This window comes from Mycobacterium sp. E2462 (assembly GCF_001672685.1).
GTDB lineage: Bacteria > Actinomycetota > Actinomycetes > Mycobacteriales > Mycobacteriaceae > Mycobacterium.
The window spans coordinates 1-18,918 of record NZ_LZKC01000387.1; the positions used below are offsets into that span (position 1 = coordinate 1).

Genomic DNA, 18,918 nt, shown 5'->3' on the forward strand with positions numbered 1-18,918 from the left:
CTGTCCACGCTGGAGGTCGCGTCCGCGATCGATAAGGCCAGCGCCGTCGGCCGCCGCGCCCAGCCGCGGCCAGCGCGCCTGCTGGGCGCGCAGCCGGGCCTCGCGCTCCGCGACGGCCGCGCGGCGCAGCGAATCCGCCCGGCCGCGCACCGCGTTGGCGCGTTCCTCCGCGGTGCGCACCGCCAGCCGCGCCTCCACCTCCACGCCGCGGGCGGCATCGGCGGCCGCGGCGATCCGCTGGCGCACCTCGGCGTGGGTCGGCTCCTCGGCCTGGACGTGCTCGGTGTCCTGCGCGTTGCGCAGCCGGGTCTCCAGCGCGGTGACCTCGTCGACGGTCTGGGCGCGGCTGGCCTCCAGCTCCTCGCGCTGCCGCAGCAGCGCGTTCCACTCGTCGTGCGACGTGCGGGCCTCCTGCCCGAGCCGGCCGAGCTGCTCGTACATCGCCGAGATCTCGGTGTCGGACTCGTTGAGGGCGGCCAGCGCCTGCTCCGCCGAGTCCTGGCGGGCGGCCTGCTCGGTCAGCGCGCCGGAGAGCGCCGCGCTGAGCTGGGCGACCTGCGCCTCGGCGGCGGCCAACTCGGCGCTGGCCTTATCGATCGCGGACGCGACCTCCAGCGTGGACAGCTTGCGGTCGGAGCCGCCGCTCACCCAGCCCGCGCCCACCAGGTCGCCGTCGAGGGTGACCGCGCGCAGGCGGGGCTGCGCGCCGATCAGCGCCAGCGCCTGGTCCAGGTCGTCGACGACCGCGACGCCGGACAGCATGGCCGTGACCGCCCCGCGCAGCCGGGCCGGCGCCTCGATCAGGTCCAGCGCCCAGTGCGCGCCGGCGGGCGGCGCACCCTGCGCCGCGGGGTCGTGCACCGGCCAGTCGCCCAGGACCAGCGCCGCGCGGCCGCCGTCGGCCTGCTTCAGGGCGGCGACCGCGGACCGGGCCGCGCCGAACGTCTCGGCGGCCAGCGCGTCGGCCGCCGCGCCCAGCACCGCGGCCAGCGCCGCCTCGTAGCCGGGCCGGACCTTGACCAGCTTGGCGACCGGCCCCAAAAGCCCACCGCCCGAATGGTTTTCGGTGAGCCAAGCCGCGCCGTCCTTGCGCTCGAGGCCCATCGACAGCGCCTCGATGCGGGCCCGCAGGGACGCCACCTGGCGTTCGGCGTCGCGCTCGGCGGACTGCAGTTCGGCGACGCGCTGGTCGGCCAACCGCAGCGCCGACACCGTGCGCTCGTGGTGCTCGTCGAGCCCCATCTCGCCCTGGTCGAGCTCCCCGACGCGGCCCTGCACGGTCTCGAATTCCGCGCGCGCCTGTTGGGCGCGGGCGGCGGCCCGTTCGATGCGTTCGGACAGGCGGGCGACGCTGTCGTCGATCGACTCGACGCGGGCGCGCATGGTCTCCACCTGGCCGGCCAGCCGCGCCAGACCCTCGCGCCGGTCGGCCTCGGCGCGCACGGCGGCCAGATGCGCGCGGTCGGCCTCGGCGGCCTCGCGCTCGCGCTCGGCCAAGTCGGCGCGGGCGGCCTCCAGGCGGCTGCGGGCGCCGGCCAGCTCCGCCACCAGCTGCTGCTCGGCGACGCCGACGCGCTCGGCCTCGGCCTCCAGGGCGTCCGGGTCAGTGTCGCGGCGAGCCGGCGGTTCCACGTCGAGGTGCTGGGCGCGCTCGTTGGCGATGCGGACCGTGGCGGCGACGCGCTCGGACAGCGCCGACAGCGCGAACCAGCTGTGCTGCACCGACTCCGCCCGCGCCGACAGCTCGGCCACCGCCGCCTCGTGTTCGGTCAGCTCCGCGGACGCGACGGCCAGCCGGGCGGCGGCCTGCTCGTGCTCGCGGCGCATGGCGGTCTCGGCCTCAAAAATGGCGTCCCGTTCGGTCTGCCGGTTGACCAGGTCGTCGGCGGCCAGCCGCAGCCGGGCGTCGCGCAGGTCGGCCTGGATGGTCTGCGCGCGACGGGCCACCTCGGCCTGGCGGCCCAACGGCTTGAGCTGGCGGCGCAGTTCGGTGGTGAGGTCGGTCAGGCGGGCCAGGTTCGCCTGCATGGAGTCGAGTTTGCGGAGCGCCTTTTCCTTGCGCTTGCGGTGCTTGAGGACGCCCGCGGCTTCCTCGATGAACGCGCGGCGATCTTCGGGACGCGACTGCAAGATCTCGTCGAGCTTGCCCTGCCCGACGATCACGTGCATCTCGCGGCCGATGCCGGAGTCGCTCAGCAATTCCTGCACGTCCATCAAACGGCAACCGCTGCCGTTGATTTCGTATTCGCTGGCGCCGTCGCGGAACATCCGCCTGGTGATCGACACCTCGGAGTATTCGATCGGCAGCGCGTTGTCGGAATTGTCGATGGTCACGGTGACCTCGGCCCGGCCCAGCGGGGCGCGCGAGGAGGTGCCGGCGAAAATGACGTCTTCCATCTTGCCGCCGCGCAGGGTCTTGGCGCCCTGTTCCCCCATCACCCACGCCAGGGCGTCGACCACGTTGGATTTGCCCGACCCGTTGGGCCCGACCACCGCGGTGATGCCCGGTTCGAACCGCAGAGTCGTCGGCGAAGCGAAGGACTTGAAGCCCTTCAGCGTCAGACTCTTGAGGTACATGGCGAGCCAGACTACCGCTGAAATCGCTGGGGCCAGCCGCACTGCGGGGTGTCGAAGCTGTCGAAAACCGGCCGGTGACTGAGGCTCGACGCAGGGGTCACAGCAGCCCCATCAGTCACGGATTCTGGGGTGCTGATACCTTTCCCAATCCGCTAGCGCCGGCGCTAGCGGATTCGCAATTGACACATCGGGGCCGAAGTTGGTGCCACTGTGACTGGGGTGGCAGCCGGTGCGGGCTCAGCGCTCGACGAACCCGTCGAACGGGTCCCCGGGCGGCGACCAGTCCGCCACCACTTTGTCGACGCGGCCCGGCCTCGGCGGCCACGCCTCGCCGCCTTCCAGCAGCGCCAGCAGCTTCTCCCCCGCCTCCCGCGGACCCCGCGCGACGACGAGGACGCGGCCGTCGGCCTGGTTGGCCGCGTAACCGGTGAGGCCCAGCTCGAGCGCGCGGCACCGCGTCCACCAGCGGAAACCCACGCCCTGCACGGCGCCGTGCACCCAGGCGGTGAGGCGGGCGTCAGGACCCGACGCGGGAGCCGACATCGGCGACCTCGAAGCTGACGTCGGTTCCGGAGGTGAGCGTGCGACCCACGGTGCAGACCTGCTCAATTGCCCGATTCACGACGACGAGCAGGCGTTCCCGCTCCTGCGGCGACAGCGCGGAGAGGTCGAGCTCGAGGGTCTCCTCGAGCCGCGGATAGCGTTCCTGCTCACGGTCGGCGGCGCCGGACACCCTGATCACCGCCGGATAGTCCTCGCCGAGCCGGCGCGCCAGCGGCAGGTCGCTCGAGAGCCCGCTGCACGCGGCGAGCGCGATCTTCAACAGCTCGCCGGGAGTGAACACGCCGTCGACGTCCTCCGAGCCGATGAGCACCTGCGCCCCACGGGAGCTGCGACCCGTATAGCGGCGAGTTCCGGTGCGCTCTACCCACAAATCGGTCATGGGTCATTTCTACCGGGCCGCGCGGCGTCGACGCACTGGGCATACTGCACGTATGGCCACCGTCATCGCGTTTCACGCCCACCCGGATGACGAGGTGGTGCTCACCGGCGGCACGCTGGCCCGGGCCGCGGCGGCCGGGCACCGGGTGGTTGTCGTCGCGGCGACCGACGGCCGCGTCCACGAGGGGGACAATGGCCGTATCGGCGAATTACATTCCAGCGCAAGCATTCTGGGTGCTCAACGAGTGGAATGCCTGGGTTATGCCGACAGCGGATACGGCCCCGCGTTCTACCCCGACCCGCCAGGCCGGGTGCGGTTCGGGCGGGCCGATCTCGAGGAGGCGGCGGGACGGCTCGCCCAGATCCTGCGCGAGGAGGATGCCGATTTGTTGCTGAGCTACCAGCCCAACGGCGGTTACGGTCATCGCGATCACGTCCAGGTGCACCACGTCGGAAAGCGGGCCGCCCAACTCGCGGCGACACCGAGACTGCTGGAAGCGACCATGCCCCGCGAATTACTGTGCTGGATCAGCGATCTCGCCGGGCTGGTGGGCCTGTCCGGCCCGTATCCCGCCGACATCGTGCGCACGGTCTACGCGCCTCGGGCGACCATCACGCATCGGATCAACGTGTTCCGGTTCGCCCGTCAAAAGCGGGACGCCTTCGGTGCACACCGCTCTCAGATCGGGACGACGGGGGTCGCCGCGCGTGCCTTCGACGTGCTGCTGCGGCTGCCCCCGCAGGTGTTCGGCATGCTGTTCGGCCGCGAGTGGTTCGTCGACCCGACTTTACCCGCGGGCGCCACGCGCCGCGACATCTTCGACTGACGCTCAAACACGCGGGCGCGGTTGACATTTCGGGCAGTAGAACGATGACCGATTCATGAACTTCTCCCGGCGGATCACGGCGCCGCAGCGGTAGCAGTTCTGGCCCTCGCGGCCGTAGACGTTGAGCGAGCGGTCGAAGTAGCCGGACTCCCCGTTGACGTTGACGTACAACGAGTCGAAGGACGTTCCTCCTTGGGCCAATGCGTCGCTCATCACCTCGACGGCGGCGTCCAGGACCGCCGCCAATTGGCGTCGGCTCAGGGCGGCGGCGATGCGGGCTCCGTTGACCTTGGCTCGCCACAGCGCCTCGTCGGCGTAGATGTTGCCGATGCCCGACACCACCTCCTGGTTGAGCAGCTGCCGCTTGATCTCGGAGTGCTTGGCGCGCAACGCCGTTACCACCGCGTCGCGATCGAAGCGGGGGTCCAGCGGATCGCGGGCGATATGCGCGACCGGCGCCGGAACCACGCTGCCGTCGACGGTCACCAGGTCTGCCAGCAACCACCCGCCGAAGGTGCGCTGGTCGGAGAAGCTCAGCACGGTGCCGTCGTCGAGCAGCGCGGAGATGCGGACGTGGTCGGCGCGGGGCACCTCCCCGAGCAGCATCTGCCCGCTCATCCCGAGGTGCACGACCAGCGCGGTGTCCGATTCCGGTGCCGGCCCCGCCGGCTCGCTGTCGAGCAGCAGCCACAGGTACTTGCCCCTGCGGTCGGTGCCGGTGATGCGTGCGTCGAGCAACCGGGCGGTGAGGTCCGCGGGGCCCGCTTCGTGGCGGCGCACCGCGCGCGGGTGGTGCACCCGCACCGCGGTGATCGTCTTGCCCACCACACGGCCTTGCAAGCCGCGGCGGACCACCTCGACTTCGGGCAGTTCGGGCATCTGGCGCGGGCGACCCTAGACCGACGTCTTGTCCGCGGTGCCGAGCGCTTCCAACGTCTTCCAGGTGGCGGCCGCGGCCTTTTGCTCGGCCTCCTTCTTGGAGCGGCCGACGCCCGAGCCGTACTCGGCGTCCATGACGACGACCACCGCGGTGAACTCCTTATCGTGATCCGGCCCGGTCGACGTGACGATGTAGGAGGGCGCCCCCAACCCGCGCGCAGCGGTGAGCTCCTGCAGGCTGGTCTTCCAGTCGAGGCCGGCGCCCAGCGTCGGGGCCGCGTCCAGCAGCCCGGCGAACAGCCGCAGGATCACCTCGCGGGCGGTGTCGATGCCGTGTTCGAGGTAGATGGCGCCGAGCAGCGACTCCATCCCGTCCGCGAGGATGCTGGATTTGTCGGCGCCGCCGGTGTTCGCCTCCCCGCGGCCCAGCATCAGGTGCACGCCGAGGCCCTCGTCGGAAAGCTTGCGGGCGACGTCGGCCAGGGCCTGGGTGTTGACCACGCTGGCGCGCAGCTTGGCCAGGTCGCCCTCGGTCCGGTCGGGGTGCCGATGGTAGAGCTCGTCGGTAATCGTCAGGCCCAGCACCGCGTCACCGAGAAATTCCAGGCGCTCGTTGGTCGGCAGTCCACCGTGCTCGTAGGCGTAGCTGCGGTGCGTCAACGCCAGCGACAGCAACTCGTCGGACAGTCCCACCCCCAGCGCGTCGAGCAACACCTGGCGCGAGGTCACCGCTCCCCCCGCGGGCCGTCGGCCTCGGGGCTGAACATGTCGGCCAGCTTGGCCCACCGCGGGTCGATGCGCTCGTGCTGATGGCCGGGCTCGGCGGCCAGGGCGACGCCGCACTCGGGGCACAGGCCGGGGCAGTCCGGCGTGCACGTCGGCGAGAACGGCAGCTCGAGGCCCACGGCATCGATGATCGACTGCTCCAGGTTGATCTTGTCGTCGACGATGTGGCCCACCTCGTCGTCCTCGGTGGTCGCTTCGGTGGTGCTGTTCGGGTAGGCGAACAGTTCGGTGATCGCGACTTGCACGCGGCCGTCGACCGCGGTCAGGCAGCGCGCGCACTCGCCACTGGTCGGGGCGGTGACCGTGCCGGTCACCAGGACGCCCTCCGACACGGATTCCAGGCGCAGGTCCAACTCCAGGGGGGCGCCCTGCGCGATCGCGATCATGTCCAGCCCGATGCGCGACGGGCTGGGCACGGTGTAGCGCAGGGTGACCATGGCGCCGGGGCGCCGCCCGAGCCGGGTGATGTCGACGATCATCGGCGAAGCCGCAGGGCGCTGCGTGGTGGTGCTGTGCTGCCGCGTCATAAGGCAAATCCTACGGCGCCGACCGCGTAACGCCAGGGCACCGCTGCCGCCCCGGCCCGGAGTCCCTAGCGCACGGCGTAGTCGTGCGTGCCGGCGGCCGTCCGCAGTTGGTGACGGCCGCGGCCCACCGACCGCAGGGTGCCGTTGAGAAACTCCTCGAACTCGGCCAGCTTGTTGTCGACGTAGATGTCGCATTCGCCGCGCAACCGGTCGGCCTCGGCGTGCGCCGTGTCGATCAGGCGGGTGGCCTCGGAGTTCGCGGCCTGCACCACCTCGTTCTGCGACACCAGGCGCTGCTGCTCCTTGATGCCCTCCTGGACGGCCTTCTCGTAGGAGATGTTGCCGTTCTCCAGCAGCCGGTCGGCCTCGGCCTGGGCGCGCCCGACGGCGGCCTCGTACTCCCTTTTGGCCGCCGTGGCGATGCGGATGGACTCCTCGCGCGCCTCGCCGACCATTCGCTCGCTGTGCTGCCGGGCCTCGCTGACCATCCGGTCGGCCTGCGCCTTGGCGTCGGACAGCAACCGGTCCGCCTCCGCGCGGGCGTGGTTGAGCATCGACTCGGACTCGGTGGTGGCCGAGGAAACCATGGAATCGGCGTGCGTCTTGGCGTCGGACAGCATGGAGTCGCGCGCGTCCAGCACGTCCTGCGCGTCGTCCAGCTCGCCCGGGATCGCATCCTTGATGTCGTCGATCAGCTCGAGCACGTCGCCGCGCGGGACGACGCAGCCGGCCGTCATCGGAACGCCGCGGGCTTCTTCCACGATGGCGCTCAACTCGTCGAGCGCTTCAAAGACTCGGTACACAGCCATGCCCTCCTGGCGTCTGCGAAGATCTGTTGTTACCAGTGTGCCTGGTGTTATCACTGTGACAGCGGTGGCGACACCGGTGTGTCGGGCTTTTCCCTCCCGCCGGGCAAAGCCGTGCTATCCCGCCATTCTAGAGAGCGCGGCGGCGCAACGGCCTGGCCACGAGCCCGTCGCCCAGCCGGTTGGCCTGCCTCCCATACCCCCACCCGGTATGATAAGAAGGCGGCGCCCCTCGAGCGCGTAGGGAGGATCTGTGACGGTGTTGGCAGCGGTCGGCCACGCTTTGGCGCTCGCCGGATCGATGACCTGGGAGATCCTGTGGGCGTTGATCCTGGGCTTCGCCCTGTCGGCGGTGGTGCAGGCCGTGGTGCGACGGTCGACGGTGGTGGCCCTGCTCGGCAACGATCGCCCCCGGACGCTGGCGATCTCGGCCGGTCTGGGCGCGGCGTCGTCATCGTGTTCCTACGCCGCGGTGGCGCTGGCGCGGTCCCTGTTTCGCAAGGGCGCCAACTTCACCGCCGCCATGGCCTTTGAGATCGGCTCGACGAACCTCGTGGTGGAGCTGGGGATCATCCTGGCGCTGCTGATGGGCTGGCAGTTCACGGCCGCCGAGTTCGTCGGAGGGCCGCTGATGATCGTGGTGCTGGCCGTGCTGTTCCGGTTATTCGTGCGGTCGCGATTGGTCGACGCGGCCCGGGAGCAGGCCGACCGGGGCATCGCCGGGTCGATGGAAGGCCATGCGGCGATGGACATGTCGATCCAGAAGGACGGCCCCTTCTGGCGAAGGCTGTTCTCGGCGGAGGGCTTCACGTCGGTGTCACACGTGTTCGTCATGGAGTGGCTGGCGATCCTGCGCGACCTGGTGCTGGGCTTGCTCATCGCCGGCGCGATCGCGGCTTGGGTTCCCGAAAGCTTCTGGCAGAGCTTCTTTTTGGCCGATCATCCCGGATGGTCGGCGCTGTGGGGTCCGATCGTCGGACCGCTGGTGGCGATCGTGTCCTTCGTCTGCTCGATAGGCAATGTGCCGCTGGCGGCAGTGTTGTGGAACGGTGGCATCAGCTTCGGCGGGGTCATCTCGTTCATCTACGCCGACCTGCTGATACTGCCGATTCTGAACATCTACCGGAAGTACTACGGCACCAGGATGGCGCTGACGTTGCTGGGCACCTTCTACGCCGCCATGGTGTGCGCGGGTTACCTCGTCGAATTACTGTTCGGCACAACGGGTCTCATTCCGAGGCAACGCAATGCCACGGTCACGGAAGCGTCCGTGTCGTGGAATTACACCACCTGGTTGAACATCGCGTTTCTTCTCCTCGCGGCAGTGTTGATCGTCCGCTTCGTCACCTCGGGCGCAGCGCCGATGCTGCGGATGATGGGCGGCTCCCCCGATCCCGGGCACGAGCACGGGTGCCACTGACGGGCGCTTTGTGCGCCGGGGTTGCAGAGCTCCTCCACACCATCGACGGCGCGGCGTGCGGCGGTTACGGTTGCGGAAGCCGCACGTCGAGCACCGTGCAGCGCCCGGCGTCGGCCTCGGCGAGCGCCCACGCGACGGCCTCGGCCATGTCGTCAGCTGACGGCACCACGCGGCCGCTGCCGCCGCAGGCCGCCGCCAGGGCGGCGTAATCGGTGTCCGGCGCCAGCTGGGTCTCGGCAAAATCGTTCTCGCGCACGGAGATTCCGTCGGGATAGAGGTCCATGACGGGACGCTTGGACGCCCAGTAGGAATGGTTGTTCAGCACCACCGTGACGAATGGCGCGCGATAACGGTGCGCCGACCACAACGCCGCGGTGGGCACACTGAAGTTGAAGGAGCCGTCACCGCAGATCGCGACGACCGGCGCGTCGGAAGCAGCCAGCTTCACACCGAACGCGCCGCCCAACACCCATCCGAGTGCGGGTGCGCCAGTGTCGAAGAAGCGTCCCGGCGGCCGGAGCACCTGCCGGCCCACGGCGGGCCGATTGGTCACCGCCTCCTCGACCACGATCGCGTCCTCGGGCAGCGCGCGGTTCAGCGCGGCGAGCATGGCGTCGGGGGCGTCGGCGTCCGCGTCGGACGCGGCGCGTCGCGCATGCTCCACGCGGCGTTGTGCGATGTCGGCTTCGGCGTCCCGCCGGCGCGCCGCCCACCGCTCGCGCGACTCGTCGGTGCTCAACCGCCGCAAGGCCTGCTCCAGCAAGGGCAGCGCCGCCCGGGTGTCGGCGGTGAGCGCCACCTCCACCGGATACGTCCACAGCGGCATGCCGGCCTTGACGGGATCGGCGTCGATCTGCACCACCCGGGCGTGCTCGGGCGGGGCGAGTTGTGTTGGCACCCAGGGCACTTCGGAGTCCAGGAGCAACACCGCGTCCGCGGTCCGCAACGGGGACGGGTCGCCCATCAGGTGCAGCGGGTGCCCCAGCGGCAGATTCGCGCGATCGCCCTGATCGAGCACCGGCGCACCCAGCAACTCGGCAATGCGAGCCAGCACCGTGGCGTTCGCCGGGTCCGCGGCGGTCCGGGACGTGACGATGACGACCCGGTCCGCCTCGGCCAGGATGCCCGCCAGCCGCTCCAGGCCGCCGGGATCCGGTCCGGGCGGCACGGCCGGCGGCAGCCGGCGCGGCAGCTCGCCGGCGCCCGCCTCCATGAGGGACTCCCGGGGCAGCATCACGTACGCGGGGCCCGTCGGGCTGGATTGCGTCACCTGGAAGGCGCGACGCACGATCGGGGCCAGCTCGCGGCCGCGCGGAACCTCCATGTGCCACTTGACGTAGTTGCGCACGACGGCGGCCTGGTCGAGTTGCTCCTGCTGCCAATGGATGAACGTGTCGCGATGGCCCCGCACCTCGGGCGCCGCGCTGTAGGGCGTGCGCCCGGCGAACATGACGACGGGTGTCCCGTTGCGCTGGGCGTTGTGCAGCTGGCAGCCGAGGTTCAGCGTGCCCGCATCCACGTGCACCATTACGGCCTGCGGCCGCCCGCTGACCAGGTGATGGCCGATGGCGGCCGCTAGCGCGATGCTCTCGTGCACGCACAACACCGCCCGCGGGCTGGGCGAACCGGCGGCGCGCGCGGCGGCCAACGCCTCCTGCAGCGGCGCGGAATCGGTCCCGGGGTTGATGAAGAAGTGCGACACCCCCTCGTCGGCGAGGAGCGCGACCAGGTCGGCGGCGGCCTCCGAATCGCCGGTCATAGCTTGAGGATTCGCTCGGCGTTGCCGTGCGCGATCTTCTCCCGGTCATCGGGTTGCAGCGTCGCGCGCTCGAACCCGTCGACCGCCTCCCGCGAGGACTCGTAGGGGTAGTCGACCGAGAACATGATGGCGTCGGCGCCCACTTCCAGCACCGCGCCCAACAAGGCGGCCGGCGAGAACACGCCGCTGGTGGTGAACACGACGTTGGTGCCCAGATACGCCGACGGCGGAGGTTGCAGCCGGTAGTCGGTGTTGATGGTGGCGTACCGCGAGTCCAGGCGGCTGCGCTGGTAGGGCAGGAATTCGCCCATGTGCCCCAGAATCAGTGTCGCCGAGGGATGCCGGTCGAACACGCCGCTGCACAGCACCCGCAACGCGTGCCCGGACACCTCGGCGGCCCAACTCCACATGGCGCCGTAGAGCTCCGGGTGACCGTTCAGCACGTGCCAGTCGTCGGCGGGCGGCGCGCCCGGATGCAAATACAGTGGCACGTCAAGGGATTCCAGGGCTTCCCATACCGGCTCGAACAGCGGCTCGTCGAGGTAATGACCGCCGAGGTGATCGTTGATCAGCGCCCCGCAGAAGCCCAACTCGTTGACGCAGCGCTCCAGCTCGGCGACCGCCGCGGCGGGGTCCTGCAACGGAAGAGCGGCGAAACCGCGGAACCGGCTCGGGTGCTCGGCAACCACTTGCGCCAGATAGTCGTTGGCGCGCCTGGCGTTGTCCCGCGCGGTGCCCGGATCCAGGTCGGCCTGCAGGCCCGGGACGGTCAGCGACAGCACCTGGATGTCGATGCCGGCCGCGTCCATCTCCGGTAACCGGTACTCGGTGAAGTCGGGCAGCTTGCGCAGCCAGTCCTGGACGTAGGGCGTCACCCGCGACGACAACCGGGCCATGGGGTCGGCGATCCCCGGTATCGAGAAAGCCTCCTCGAGCGCGATGTATTTCACCAGCCGTGCCCCTTCCGCCGACTCCCACTTGACAGCGGCGGGTACCCGCTGGGCGCCGGGATACTCCGGGTCGCCGTCGGCCTCGTCAACCAGCTTGCCGCAGAACGCTTTCCGCGTCGAACGGCCGGCCGGCCGTCAAGACCGCTCGGAGCGCCTCTGGCGGATCCGTCGATTCACAGGTTCGGGCAGCAGCTGGGACACGTCGCCACCGAGCATCGCCACCTCTTTGGCCAGCGACGACGACACGAACGAATACTGCGGGGCCGTGGCGACGAAGAAGGTGTCGACGCCGGCGATGTGCTTGTTCATCTGGGCCATCTGCAACTCGTATTCGAAGTCGGTGCCGGTGCGCAGGCCCTTGACGATGGCGGTCATGCCGCGGGAGGTCACGAAGTCGACCACCAGCCCCTGACCGGCTTCCACCCGCAGATTGTCCAGGTGCGTCGTCGACTCGTTGATCATGGCGATCCGCTCGTCGAGGTCGAACATGCCCTTCTTGGCGGGGTTGACCAGGATCGCGACCACAACCTCGTCGAACTGGGCGGACGCCCGTTCGAAGACGTCGATGTGGCCCAACGTGACCGGGTCGAACGACCCAGGGCAGACCGCGCCGGTCACGGCGCGCACCGATGCCGGTACGGAGCTGCGGCTGAACGCATGACAGACGACGTTACACGGCCCTCAGAGCCGCTCGGCGAGCTCCAATCGGGTGTCGCCGTAGACCCGCTGCGGCCATTGCGACCAGTCGGAAGGCCAGGTCAGCGGCGGGCTTGAGGTCGCCCGTTCGACCACCGCGACGGTCCCCGCCCGCGTCCAGCCGTGATCCCGCAGCCCGGCGAGCACGGCCTCGACGACGGCGGCGGCCAGCTCGTACGGCGGGTCGGCCAGCACCAGGTCGACGGCGGCGCCGGCGCCGGCCGCCACGACCGCGGCGACCGCGGCCCGGCGCAGCGTCGCCCCGGGCAGCCCGACGGTGTCGATGTTGCGGGCGAGCACCGCGGCGCTGCGCGCGTCCGACTCGACGAACACCGCGGTGGCGGCCCCGCGCGACAACGCCTCCAACCCCAGGGCGCCCGACCCGGCGTACAGGTCCAGGACCGCGAGCCCGTCCAGATCCAGCCGGGCGGAAAGGATGTTGAACAGCGATTCGCGCACGCGATCGGTGGTCGGCCGGGTGCCCCGGGCCGGCACGGCGAGGCGTCGGCCGCCGGCGACACCGCCGATGATGCGGGTCACCGGCGCACCCCTACAGCAGCGTGGACCAATAGTCCCAGAACCGCGCCATGATGAGCAGGAACACCGCGGTGAACCACAACGCGGCGATCGACCAGCGCCACTGGTAGAGCAGGGCCACCGGGCCGCTCTGCGGCAGCACCGGCCGGGCCGCGATCGACGCGACCACCACGAGCAGCGAGATGGTCACCACCCACACCACCATGCAGTACGGGCACAGCGCGTTGATGCGGTACAGGCTCTGAAAGATCAGCCAGTGCACGAAGGCGGCGCCGATCAGCAATCCGACCGTCAGGCCTACCCAATACCAGTGCGGCAGCGGCACTTTCGTCACCGCCAGGAGACCGGTGACGACCACCACGGCGAAGGCGACGAGCCCCAGCAGTGGGTTGGGGAAACCCAGCAGCGACGCCTGCGGCGTGACCATCACCGAGCCGCACGACAGGATCGGGTTGATGTTGCAGGACGGTACGTACGCCGGGTTGAGCAGAATGTCGATCTTCTCCACCGTCAGCGTCATCGACGCGGCCAGCCCGACCGCCCCGGCGATCAGCACCCACCAGGCGCTCGGCGCGGGAACGCGGGGAGTCAGGTCGCCGGCGGACGCGGCGGTGGGCGCCGACACCGCACCGGTCACGCAGCCGCGGGGGCGGCGGCGCCGTCGATGCCGGGCACGTCACCCACGATCTGCTTGATCTTGCTGACCAGCGCGTCGGGCGTGGACGGCTCGTAGTCGTCGCCGTTGATCTTGATGGTGGGCGTCGCGGTGATCTTCGCGGCGGCCGCCTCACCGGTGACCTTCGACAGGTACTTGCCGCTGTTGATGCATTCCGGCACCTTGCCGACGACACCGGCTTCGCGCGCCAACTCGATCAGGCGGGCGTTGTCCGGGAACGTCTTGCCGGTCTCGCTGGGCTGGATGTCGCTGCTGTACAGCGCGGAGTGGAACCGGCGGAACGCATCGAGATTCTCGTCGGCCACGCACAACGCGGCGGCGCCGGCCCGCGACGAGTAGTTCTGATTCCTGGCGCTGTCCAGGATCGACACCATGTTGTAGTCGGCGGCGATGGCGCCGATGTCGATGAGCTTGCCCACGGTCGGCCCGAAGGTGCGCTCGAAGTTGCCGCAGGCGGGGCACAGGAAGTCCTCGTAGAAGGCGACGGTGGCCTTCGGGTTGGACGTGCCCGGCTGGGTCACCAGCTTGCTCGACGTCACCCGCACCGAGTCGCCCGGACCGGCGGCGGCGGTCTTCTTGTGGTGCGACGTGACGATGTAGAAGACCAGCGCGACCGCGAAGATCACGACGAACGCGGTGCCGCCGATCTGCACCAGCCGGCCGGACTTCCCGTTGGAGGCCGACTTCATGTCGAATCGCGGTGGACGCTTGGATTTGTCGGCCACGGGTTCTCCAGCTCCTTGCTCGGGGTGTCGGCGCGCCGGTGACGGGGGCGATCCGACGAGGCGCCTTCAGATTACCGGCGCCCGGGTCAGGCCCGGCTCAGGTGGGCGCGCAGCGCGGAGATCAGTTCACTCGTGGCCACGGCGCTGTCGCCGCCCAGCTTGAACAGGTTGGCGAAGCCGTGCGTCAACGTGCCCAGGTAGCGCAGGTCTACCTCGGTGCCCGCGGCCCGCAGCGCCGCCGCGTAGGCCTCGCCCTCGTCACGCAGGGGGTCGAAACCCGCGACGGCGATCAGCGCGGGCGGCAGTCCGGCCAGCGACTCGGCCAGCGCGGGCGACACCCGCGGGTCGGTGGCGTCGATGCCGCTGCCCCGCAGGTACTGGGAGGTGAACCAGTCGATGTCGCGCTTGGTCAGCAGGAAGCCGCGTGAGAACAGCGTCAGCGAGCGGCCCTGCGCGGTGAAGTCGGTGCGCGGGTAGAGCAGCCACTGCAGCACCGGGGCCGGGCCGGCCTCGTCCCGGGCCCGCTGACTCACCACGGCGGCCAGGTTGCCGCCGGCGCTGTCCCCGCCGACCGCCACCCGTCCGGGTACCGCGCCTAGCTCGGCGCCGTGCTCGTAAGCCCAGGTGAACGCCGCGTAGGCGTCCTCCAGCGCGGCCGGGGCGGGGTGCTCGGGCGCCAGGCGGTAGTCGATCGACAGCACGTGGATCCCGGCGTCGCGGCAGATCAGCCGGCACAGTGCGTCGTAGGTGTCCAGGTCGCCCAGCGTCCAGCCGCCGCCGTGATAGAAGACCAGCAGGGGCGCGGCGTCCCCGCCGGGCGGGCGGTAGTGGCGCGCGGGGATCTCCCCGGCCGGACCGGGCAGGGACAGGTCCCCGACGCCGACGTGGATCTGCGGGCCCGGCATGCTCACGCTCGTTTCGCGCAGCGAATCCCGTGACACCCGGGGGTCGTCGTCGACGACCAGCCCGTCGATGCCGACGGCGCGCAGCCCGGACAGCATCACCTGCAGGGTGGGGTCGAGCGTGTTGCCGTCGATGATGACCGACCGGCCGCGCACCAAGCCCCGCCGCAGCGCGGTCGGGACCCACGGAATGACCTTCACGCCGACCGTGGTGGCCGTGCGCTGCAGGCGGCTGGTCAACCGCAGCGGCGGCTGCTTGGTCCCCGGGGCCGGCGCGGCAGAAACGCTTGCGGACGAGCTCGCAGTCATGGACGACCCCCTTGAACACAGGTATTGAGCAGCAACGGCGGTCGATTATTCGGTCCCGCCGTCGTCTCGATCCGTCGCGGCCTCCCGAACGGCCGGCGACCACGCGGGAACTGGCGGGGCAGCGCCGCCCGACCAACGCTACTGCAGTGCCACAGGCGCGGCGCGCACGCGGTAAGCGAAGCCGCCCCGGACGACCGCCAGGAAAATGTGCGGCCGCGTCAGGTGTCGATCACAGCGAATTACCCCCTGGGTAATATCGTGGACCGCAAGTCGGTGAACCCCTCCACGCGATTGCGAGCGACTCGATGTGCTCGATGCCGGTCGCGGCGCCAAGCGGCGCTGATCGGCAGGCGCCGGGTTCGCCGCACGACGACGGGCTTCGACTTGGTCGCAAGACCCGACCTTCAAAATGCATAGGCAGGTGAATGACGATGACTGGCGAGTCGGGCACCGCCATACCGTCCATAGCTCTTAACGACGAGAACACGATCCCGGCGCTCGGCCTGGGGGTCGCGGACCTCTCCGACGATGAGACCGAACGCGCCGTCTCGGCGGCGCTCGAGCTGGGTTGCCGGCTCATCGACACCGCGTCGGCCTACGGCAACGAGGCCGCCGTCGGCCGCGCGATCGCCGCCTCCGGGATCCCGCGCGCCGAAGTGTTCGTCACCACCAAGCTGGCCACGGCCGATCACGGTTTCAAGCGGTCCGAGGAGGCCTTCCAGGAAAGCCTCGAACGGCTCGGCCTGGACTACGTCGACCTCTACCTGGTCCACTGGCCGGCGCCGGCCAAGGGCGAGTACGTCAACTCCTTCGGCGGCCTGATCCAGGTCCGGGGCAACGGGCTGGCGCGGTCCATCGGTGTCTCGAACTTCACCGAGGAGCACCTGACGGACGTCATCGACCTGACCTTCGTCACCCCCGCGGTCAACCAGGTGGAGCTGCACCCGCTGCTCAATCAGGAGGCGCTGCGCAAGACCAACGCCGAGCACAACGTGGTCACCCAGTCCTACACCCCGCTGGTGCTGGGCAAGCTGAACGACAACCCGACGGTGACGTCGGTCGCCGGCGAGTACGGCAAGACGCCGTCGCAGGTGCTGCTGCGGTGGAACCTGCAGTTGGGCAACTCCGTGATCTTCCGCTCGGCCAACCCCGAGCACATCGCCGCCAACCTCGACGTGTTCGACTTCGAGCTGGCCGCGGAGCACGTCGAGGCGATCAACGGCCTGAACGACGGCACCCGGCTGCGCCCGGACCCCAACACCTTCGAGGGCTAGGGCGCCGGCCGGGCCGGCGCGCAGTCGGGGCGCCACGGGCATGAACCGACGGGAAGAGCAGCGTCAGCAGACGTACGCGCGCATCGTCAACGCCGCCGTGGGGCTGCTCATCGACAACGGCTACGCGGCGACCACCGCTCTGGGGGTGCAGGAACGCGCCGGGGTCAGCCGGGGCGCGTTGCTGCATCACTTCCCGACGAGCGAAGCCCTGTTCGCCGCGGCCGTGCAGCGCCTGGTCGAGCTGAACATCGAGGCGATCCGCGACGAACTCGCCAAAGCCGACCAGGATCTGGATCCGATCGCCCGGGGCGTGCACGTGCTGTACCACGCGAGCCGCCGGCGCTCGTTCGCCACCGAGCTGGAGCTGTGGGCCGCGGCCCGCGCCGACGGATGGCTGCGTCAAGCGTTGCTGCCCCACGAACGCGCGGCCGCCGTTCATCTGCGCCAGGCCATGGACGAACTGTTCGGCCCGACGGTGACGGCCGCGTCCGGCTACCCCACAGTGGTCGACCTGACAGTGCACTTCCTGCGTGGGCTCACCGTCAGCGGGTCCCTCGGCAGCAAGAATCACGACGCGATCGTCGAAAGCTGGATCAGTGTCATGCGGGGCACGGTCGACGGTCCCGCCGCACCCAGGAAACCAGCGCCGGCCGGACGCCGAACCCGCTCCGCCACATAGCCGTCACCGCCGCCGCGGGCGCCGCGTCACCGAACCTTCCACTGACGCTTACTCCTTGACCACCCTTGACAGTCAACGGTGACTGTGAGTACGTTGGGCGTTGACAGTCATCGTTGACTGCGAAAAGCCACGCGTTCGTCGATGAGGAGGGGTCACCATGGCCGCCACCACTCACGTTGTCATCAACCAGGTTCCGCCGCTCGTGGACCGCGACATCATGACCTCGCCAGTGCTGGTCGAAGGTCTCCGCCGCGAGGGAGCCGGGTGGGCCGAGTGCGAAGTGCGCGACCTCGCGCGGCTCGCCGGCACCCGATGGGTCCAGGACTGGAGCACCCTCGCCAACGAGCACCCACCCGTCCTGCGGACGCACGACCGCTACGGCGTACGCATCGACGAGGTTGGTTACGACCCGGCCTACCACGAGTTGTTGGGCACCGCCTTGGCCCACGGGTTGGGCGGATCGGCATGGTCGTCGCCGCAGACCGGCGCGCACGTCGCCCGCGCCGCCAAGTTCATGGTCTGGAGCGCAACGGATTTCGGCCACATGTGTCCGGTGTCGATGAACTATGCCGTCATCGCGTCGCTACGGGCGAACCCCCGGCTCGCCGCCCGGTTCGAACCCCTGCTGACCGTTGCCGACTACGATCCGCAGCTGCGCGCGCCCATGGCCAAGCGCGCCCTGCTCGCAGGGATGTCGATGACCGAGAAGCAGGGCGGATCCGACGTGCGGGCCAACACCACCACGGCGACCCAAGATTGCGACGGCACCTACCGGCTGACGGGCCACAAGTGGTTCACCTCGGCGCCCATGTCGGACGTCTTCCTCACGTTGGCGCAGACGGAGTCCGGCGTGTCGTGCTTCCTGGTCCCCCGCATCCTCGATGACGGGACCCGCAACTCGATTCTCCTGCAACGCCTGAAGGACAAGCTCGGTAACCGCTCTAATGCCTCGGCCGAGATCGAATACGACGGCGCGGCCGGCCTTCTCGTCGGGCCGGAGGGACGCGGCGTGCGCACTATCGCGGAGATGGTGAACCTGACGCGGTTGGACTGTTCGTTGTGGGCCGCGGCGGGGATGCGGATCGGCACGGCGCAGGCGCTGCACCATGCGACCCACCGCAACGCCTTCGGCTCACCGCTGGTCGACAAGCCGGCGATGGCGAACGTGCTGGCCGATCTGGCGGTGGAATCCGAGGCCGCGACGACCGTGATGTTGCGGCTGGCGGGAGCGGTCGATCGGGCGATCCGCGGCGACGCCGCCGAGGCGGCGTTTCGGCGTTTCGGCTTGGCGGCCATCAAGTACTACCTGTGCAAGCAGTGGGGGTCGCACAGCGCGGAAGCGCTGGAATGCCTTGGCGGAAACGGCTACATCGAGGAATCCGGGATGCCGCGGCTGTACCGGGAAGCGCCGCTGGTGTCGATCTGGGAGGGCTCGGGCAACGTCGCGGCGCTCGACGTCCTGCGCGCCATGGACCGCGAACCGGAGACGGTGGAGGCGTTCCTCGACGAGCTCGCAGCCGCCCGTGGAGCGGACCGCCGCTACGACGACACCCTGGAGTCGGTGATTAAGGAGCTCGTCGATCCCGGCGAGCGGGAATTCCGGGCGCGAACCCTGGTCGAGCGGTTGGCGATCCTCCTGCAGGCGAG

At 70.1% G+C, this 18,918-nt stretch carries 19 protein-coding genes; 5 read left to right on the forward strand and 14 right to left on the reverse strand.

The window, feature by feature from the left end:
* The 3 genes from smc to A5714_RS20145 form a co-directional block, all read right to left on the reverse strand.
* On the reverse strand, positions 1 to 2,577 hold a 2,577-nt coding region (smc, locus tag A5714_RS20135), incomplete at its 3' end, for a chromosome segregation protein SMC (protein ID WP_068288180.1).
* Between the two features lie 237 nt (positions 2,578 to 2,814).
* On the reverse strand, positions 2,815 to 3,120 hold the full coding sequence (locus A5714_RS20140; protein WP_068072001.1) for an acylphosphatase: 306 nt from the start codon (positions 3,118 to 3,120) through the stop codon (positions 2,815 to 2,817).
* A complete protein-coding gene (locus tag A5714_RS20145; protein WP_068072002.1) occupies positions 3,095 to 3,520 on the reverse strand; it encodes an OsmC family protein in 426 nt (141 codons plus the stop codon). The genes A5714_RS20140 and A5714_RS20145 overlap by 26 nt, the downstream gene beginning before the upstream one ends.
* Before the next feature lie 52 nt (positions 3,521 to 3,572).
* On the opposite strand from A5714_RS20145, the gene A5714_RS20150 reads away from it, so the two are divergent.
* Positions 3,573 to 4,346 (forward strand): PIG-L deacetylase family protein, encoded by a 774-nt coding sequence (locus tag A5714_RS20150; RefSeq protein ID WP_068072004.1) that lies wholly within the window; start codon positions 3,573 to 3,575, stop codon positions 4,344 to 4,346.
* A 3-nt stretch (positions 4,347 to 4,349) separates the two neighbouring features.
* On the opposite strand, the gene mutM is transcribed toward A5714_RS20150, so the two are convergent.
* From mutM to sepIVA, 4 genes are all read right to left on the reverse strand, one after another.
* A complete protein-coding gene (mutM, locus tag A5714_RS20155; RefSeq protein ID WP_068288183.1) occupies positions 4,350 to 5,225 on the reverse strand; it encodes a DNA-formamidopyrimidine glycosylase in 876 nt (291 codons plus the stop codon).
* 15 nt (positions 5,226 to 5,240) lie between these two features.
* Positions 5,241 to 5,954: a ribonuclease III gene (rnc, locus tag A5714_RS20160; protein ID WP_068072007.1), complete on the reverse strand. Its 714-nt coding sequence runs from the start codon at positions 5,952 to 5,954 to the stop codon at positions 5,241 to 5,243.
* Positions 5,951 to 6,538: a DUF177 domain-containing protein gene (locus A5714_RS20165; protein WP_197513828.1), complete on the reverse strand. Its 588-nt coding sequence runs from the start codon at positions 6,536 to 6,538 to the stop codon at positions 5,951 to 5,953. Before A5714_RS20165 ends, rnc begins: the two co-directional genes overlap by 4 nt.
* Before the next feature lie 65 nt (positions 6,539 to 6,603).
* On the reverse strand, positions 6,604 to 7,341 hold the full coding sequence (sepIVA, locus tag A5714_RS20170; RefSeq protein ID WP_068072009.1) for a cell division protein SepIVA: 738 nt from the start codon (positions 7,339 to 7,341) through the stop codon (positions 6,604 to 6,606).
* A gap of 256 nt (positions 7,342 to 7,597) precedes the next feature.
* Between sepIVA and A5714_RS20175 the strand changes: the two genes are divergently transcribed.
* Positions 7,598 to 8,764 carry a permease gene (locus A5714_RS20175; protein ID WP_082959869.1) on the forward strand — a complete coding sequence of 389 codons (1,167 nt, stop codon included), beginning with the start codon at positions 7,598 to 7,600 and terminating at the stop codon, positions 8,762 to 8,764.
* Between the two features lie 64 nt (positions 8,765 to 8,828).
* On the opposite strand, the gene A5714_RS20180 is transcribed toward A5714_RS20175, so the two are convergent.
* The 7 genes from A5714_RS20180 to A5714_RS20210 form a co-directional block, all read right to left on the reverse strand.
* Entirely contained in the window at positions 8,829 to 10,523 is a 1,695-nt protein-coding gene (locus A5714_RS20180; protein ID WP_068288185.1) for a thiamine pyrophosphate-requiring protein, read from the reverse strand.
* Complete coding sequence (locus tag A5714_RS20185; RefSeq protein WP_068288187.1) at positions 10,520 to 11,473, reverse strand: amidohydrolase family protein; 954 nt, start codon at positions 11,471 to 11,473, stop codon at positions 10,520 to 10,522. The genes A5714_RS20180 and A5714_RS20185 overlap by 4 nt, the downstream gene beginning before the upstream one ends.
* Positions 11,474 to 11,608: 135 nt before the next feature.
* Positions 11,609 to 12,091 (reverse strand): pantetheine-phosphate adenylyltransferase, encoded by a 483-nt coding sequence (gene coaD, locus A5714_RS20190; RefSeq protein WP_068072076.1) that lies wholly within the window; start codon positions 12,089 to 12,091, stop codon positions 11,609 to 11,611.
* A 63-nt stretch (positions 12,092 to 12,154) separates the two neighbouring features.
* Positions 12,155 to 12,709: a 16S rRNA (guanine(966)-N(2))-methyltransferase RsmD gene (rsmD, locus tag A5714_RS20195; protein WP_068288190.1), complete on the reverse strand. Its 555-nt coding sequence runs from the start codon at positions 12,707 to 12,709 to the stop codon at positions 12,155 to 12,157.
* Positions 12,710 to 12,719: 10 nt separating this feature from the next.
* Positions 12,720 to 13,343: a vitamin K epoxide reductase family protein gene (locus A5714_RS20200; protein ID WP_068072017.1), complete on the reverse strand. Its 624-nt coding sequence runs from the start codon at positions 13,341 to 13,343 to the stop codon at positions 12,720 to 12,722.
* Complete coding sequence (locus tag A5714_RS20205) at positions 13,340 to 14,107, reverse strand: DsbA family protein (protein WP_068072020.1); 768 nt, start codon at positions 14,105 to 14,107, stop codon at positions 13,340 to 13,342. The genes A5714_RS20200 and A5714_RS20205 overlap by 4 nt, the downstream gene beginning before the upstream one ends.
* 86 nt (positions 14,108 to 14,193) lie before the next feature.
* A complete protein-coding gene (locus A5714_RS20210; RefSeq protein ID WP_068072022.1) occupies positions 14,194 to 15,318 on the reverse strand; it encodes an alpha/beta hydrolase in 1,125 nt (374 codons plus the stop codon).
* Between the two features lie 431 nt (positions 15,319 to 15,749).
* Between A5714_RS20210 and A5714_RS20215 the strand changes: the two genes are divergently transcribed.
* The 3 genes from A5714_RS20215 to A5714_RS20225 all read left to right on the forward strand — a co-directional run.
* Positions 15,750 to 16,592 (forward strand): aldo/keto reductase, encoded by an 843-nt coding sequence (locus A5714_RS20215; protein WP_068072024.1) that lies wholly within the window; start codon positions 15,750 to 15,752, stop codon positions 16,590 to 16,592.
* A 40-nt stretch (positions 16,593 to 16,632) separates the two neighbouring features.
* Positions 16,633 to 17,271 (forward strand): TetR/AcrR family transcriptional regulator, encoded by a 639-nt coding sequence (locus A5714_RS20220; RefSeq protein ID WP_068288193.1) that lies wholly within the window; start codon positions 16,633 to 16,635, stop codon positions 17,269 to 17,271.
* Between the two features lie 157 nt (positions 17,272 to 17,428).
* Positions 17,429 to 18,918, forward strand: a 1,490-nt coding sequence (locus A5714_RS20225; protein ID WP_068288196.1) for an acyl-CoA dehydrogenase family protein, incomplete at its 3' end; no start/stop codon positions are given.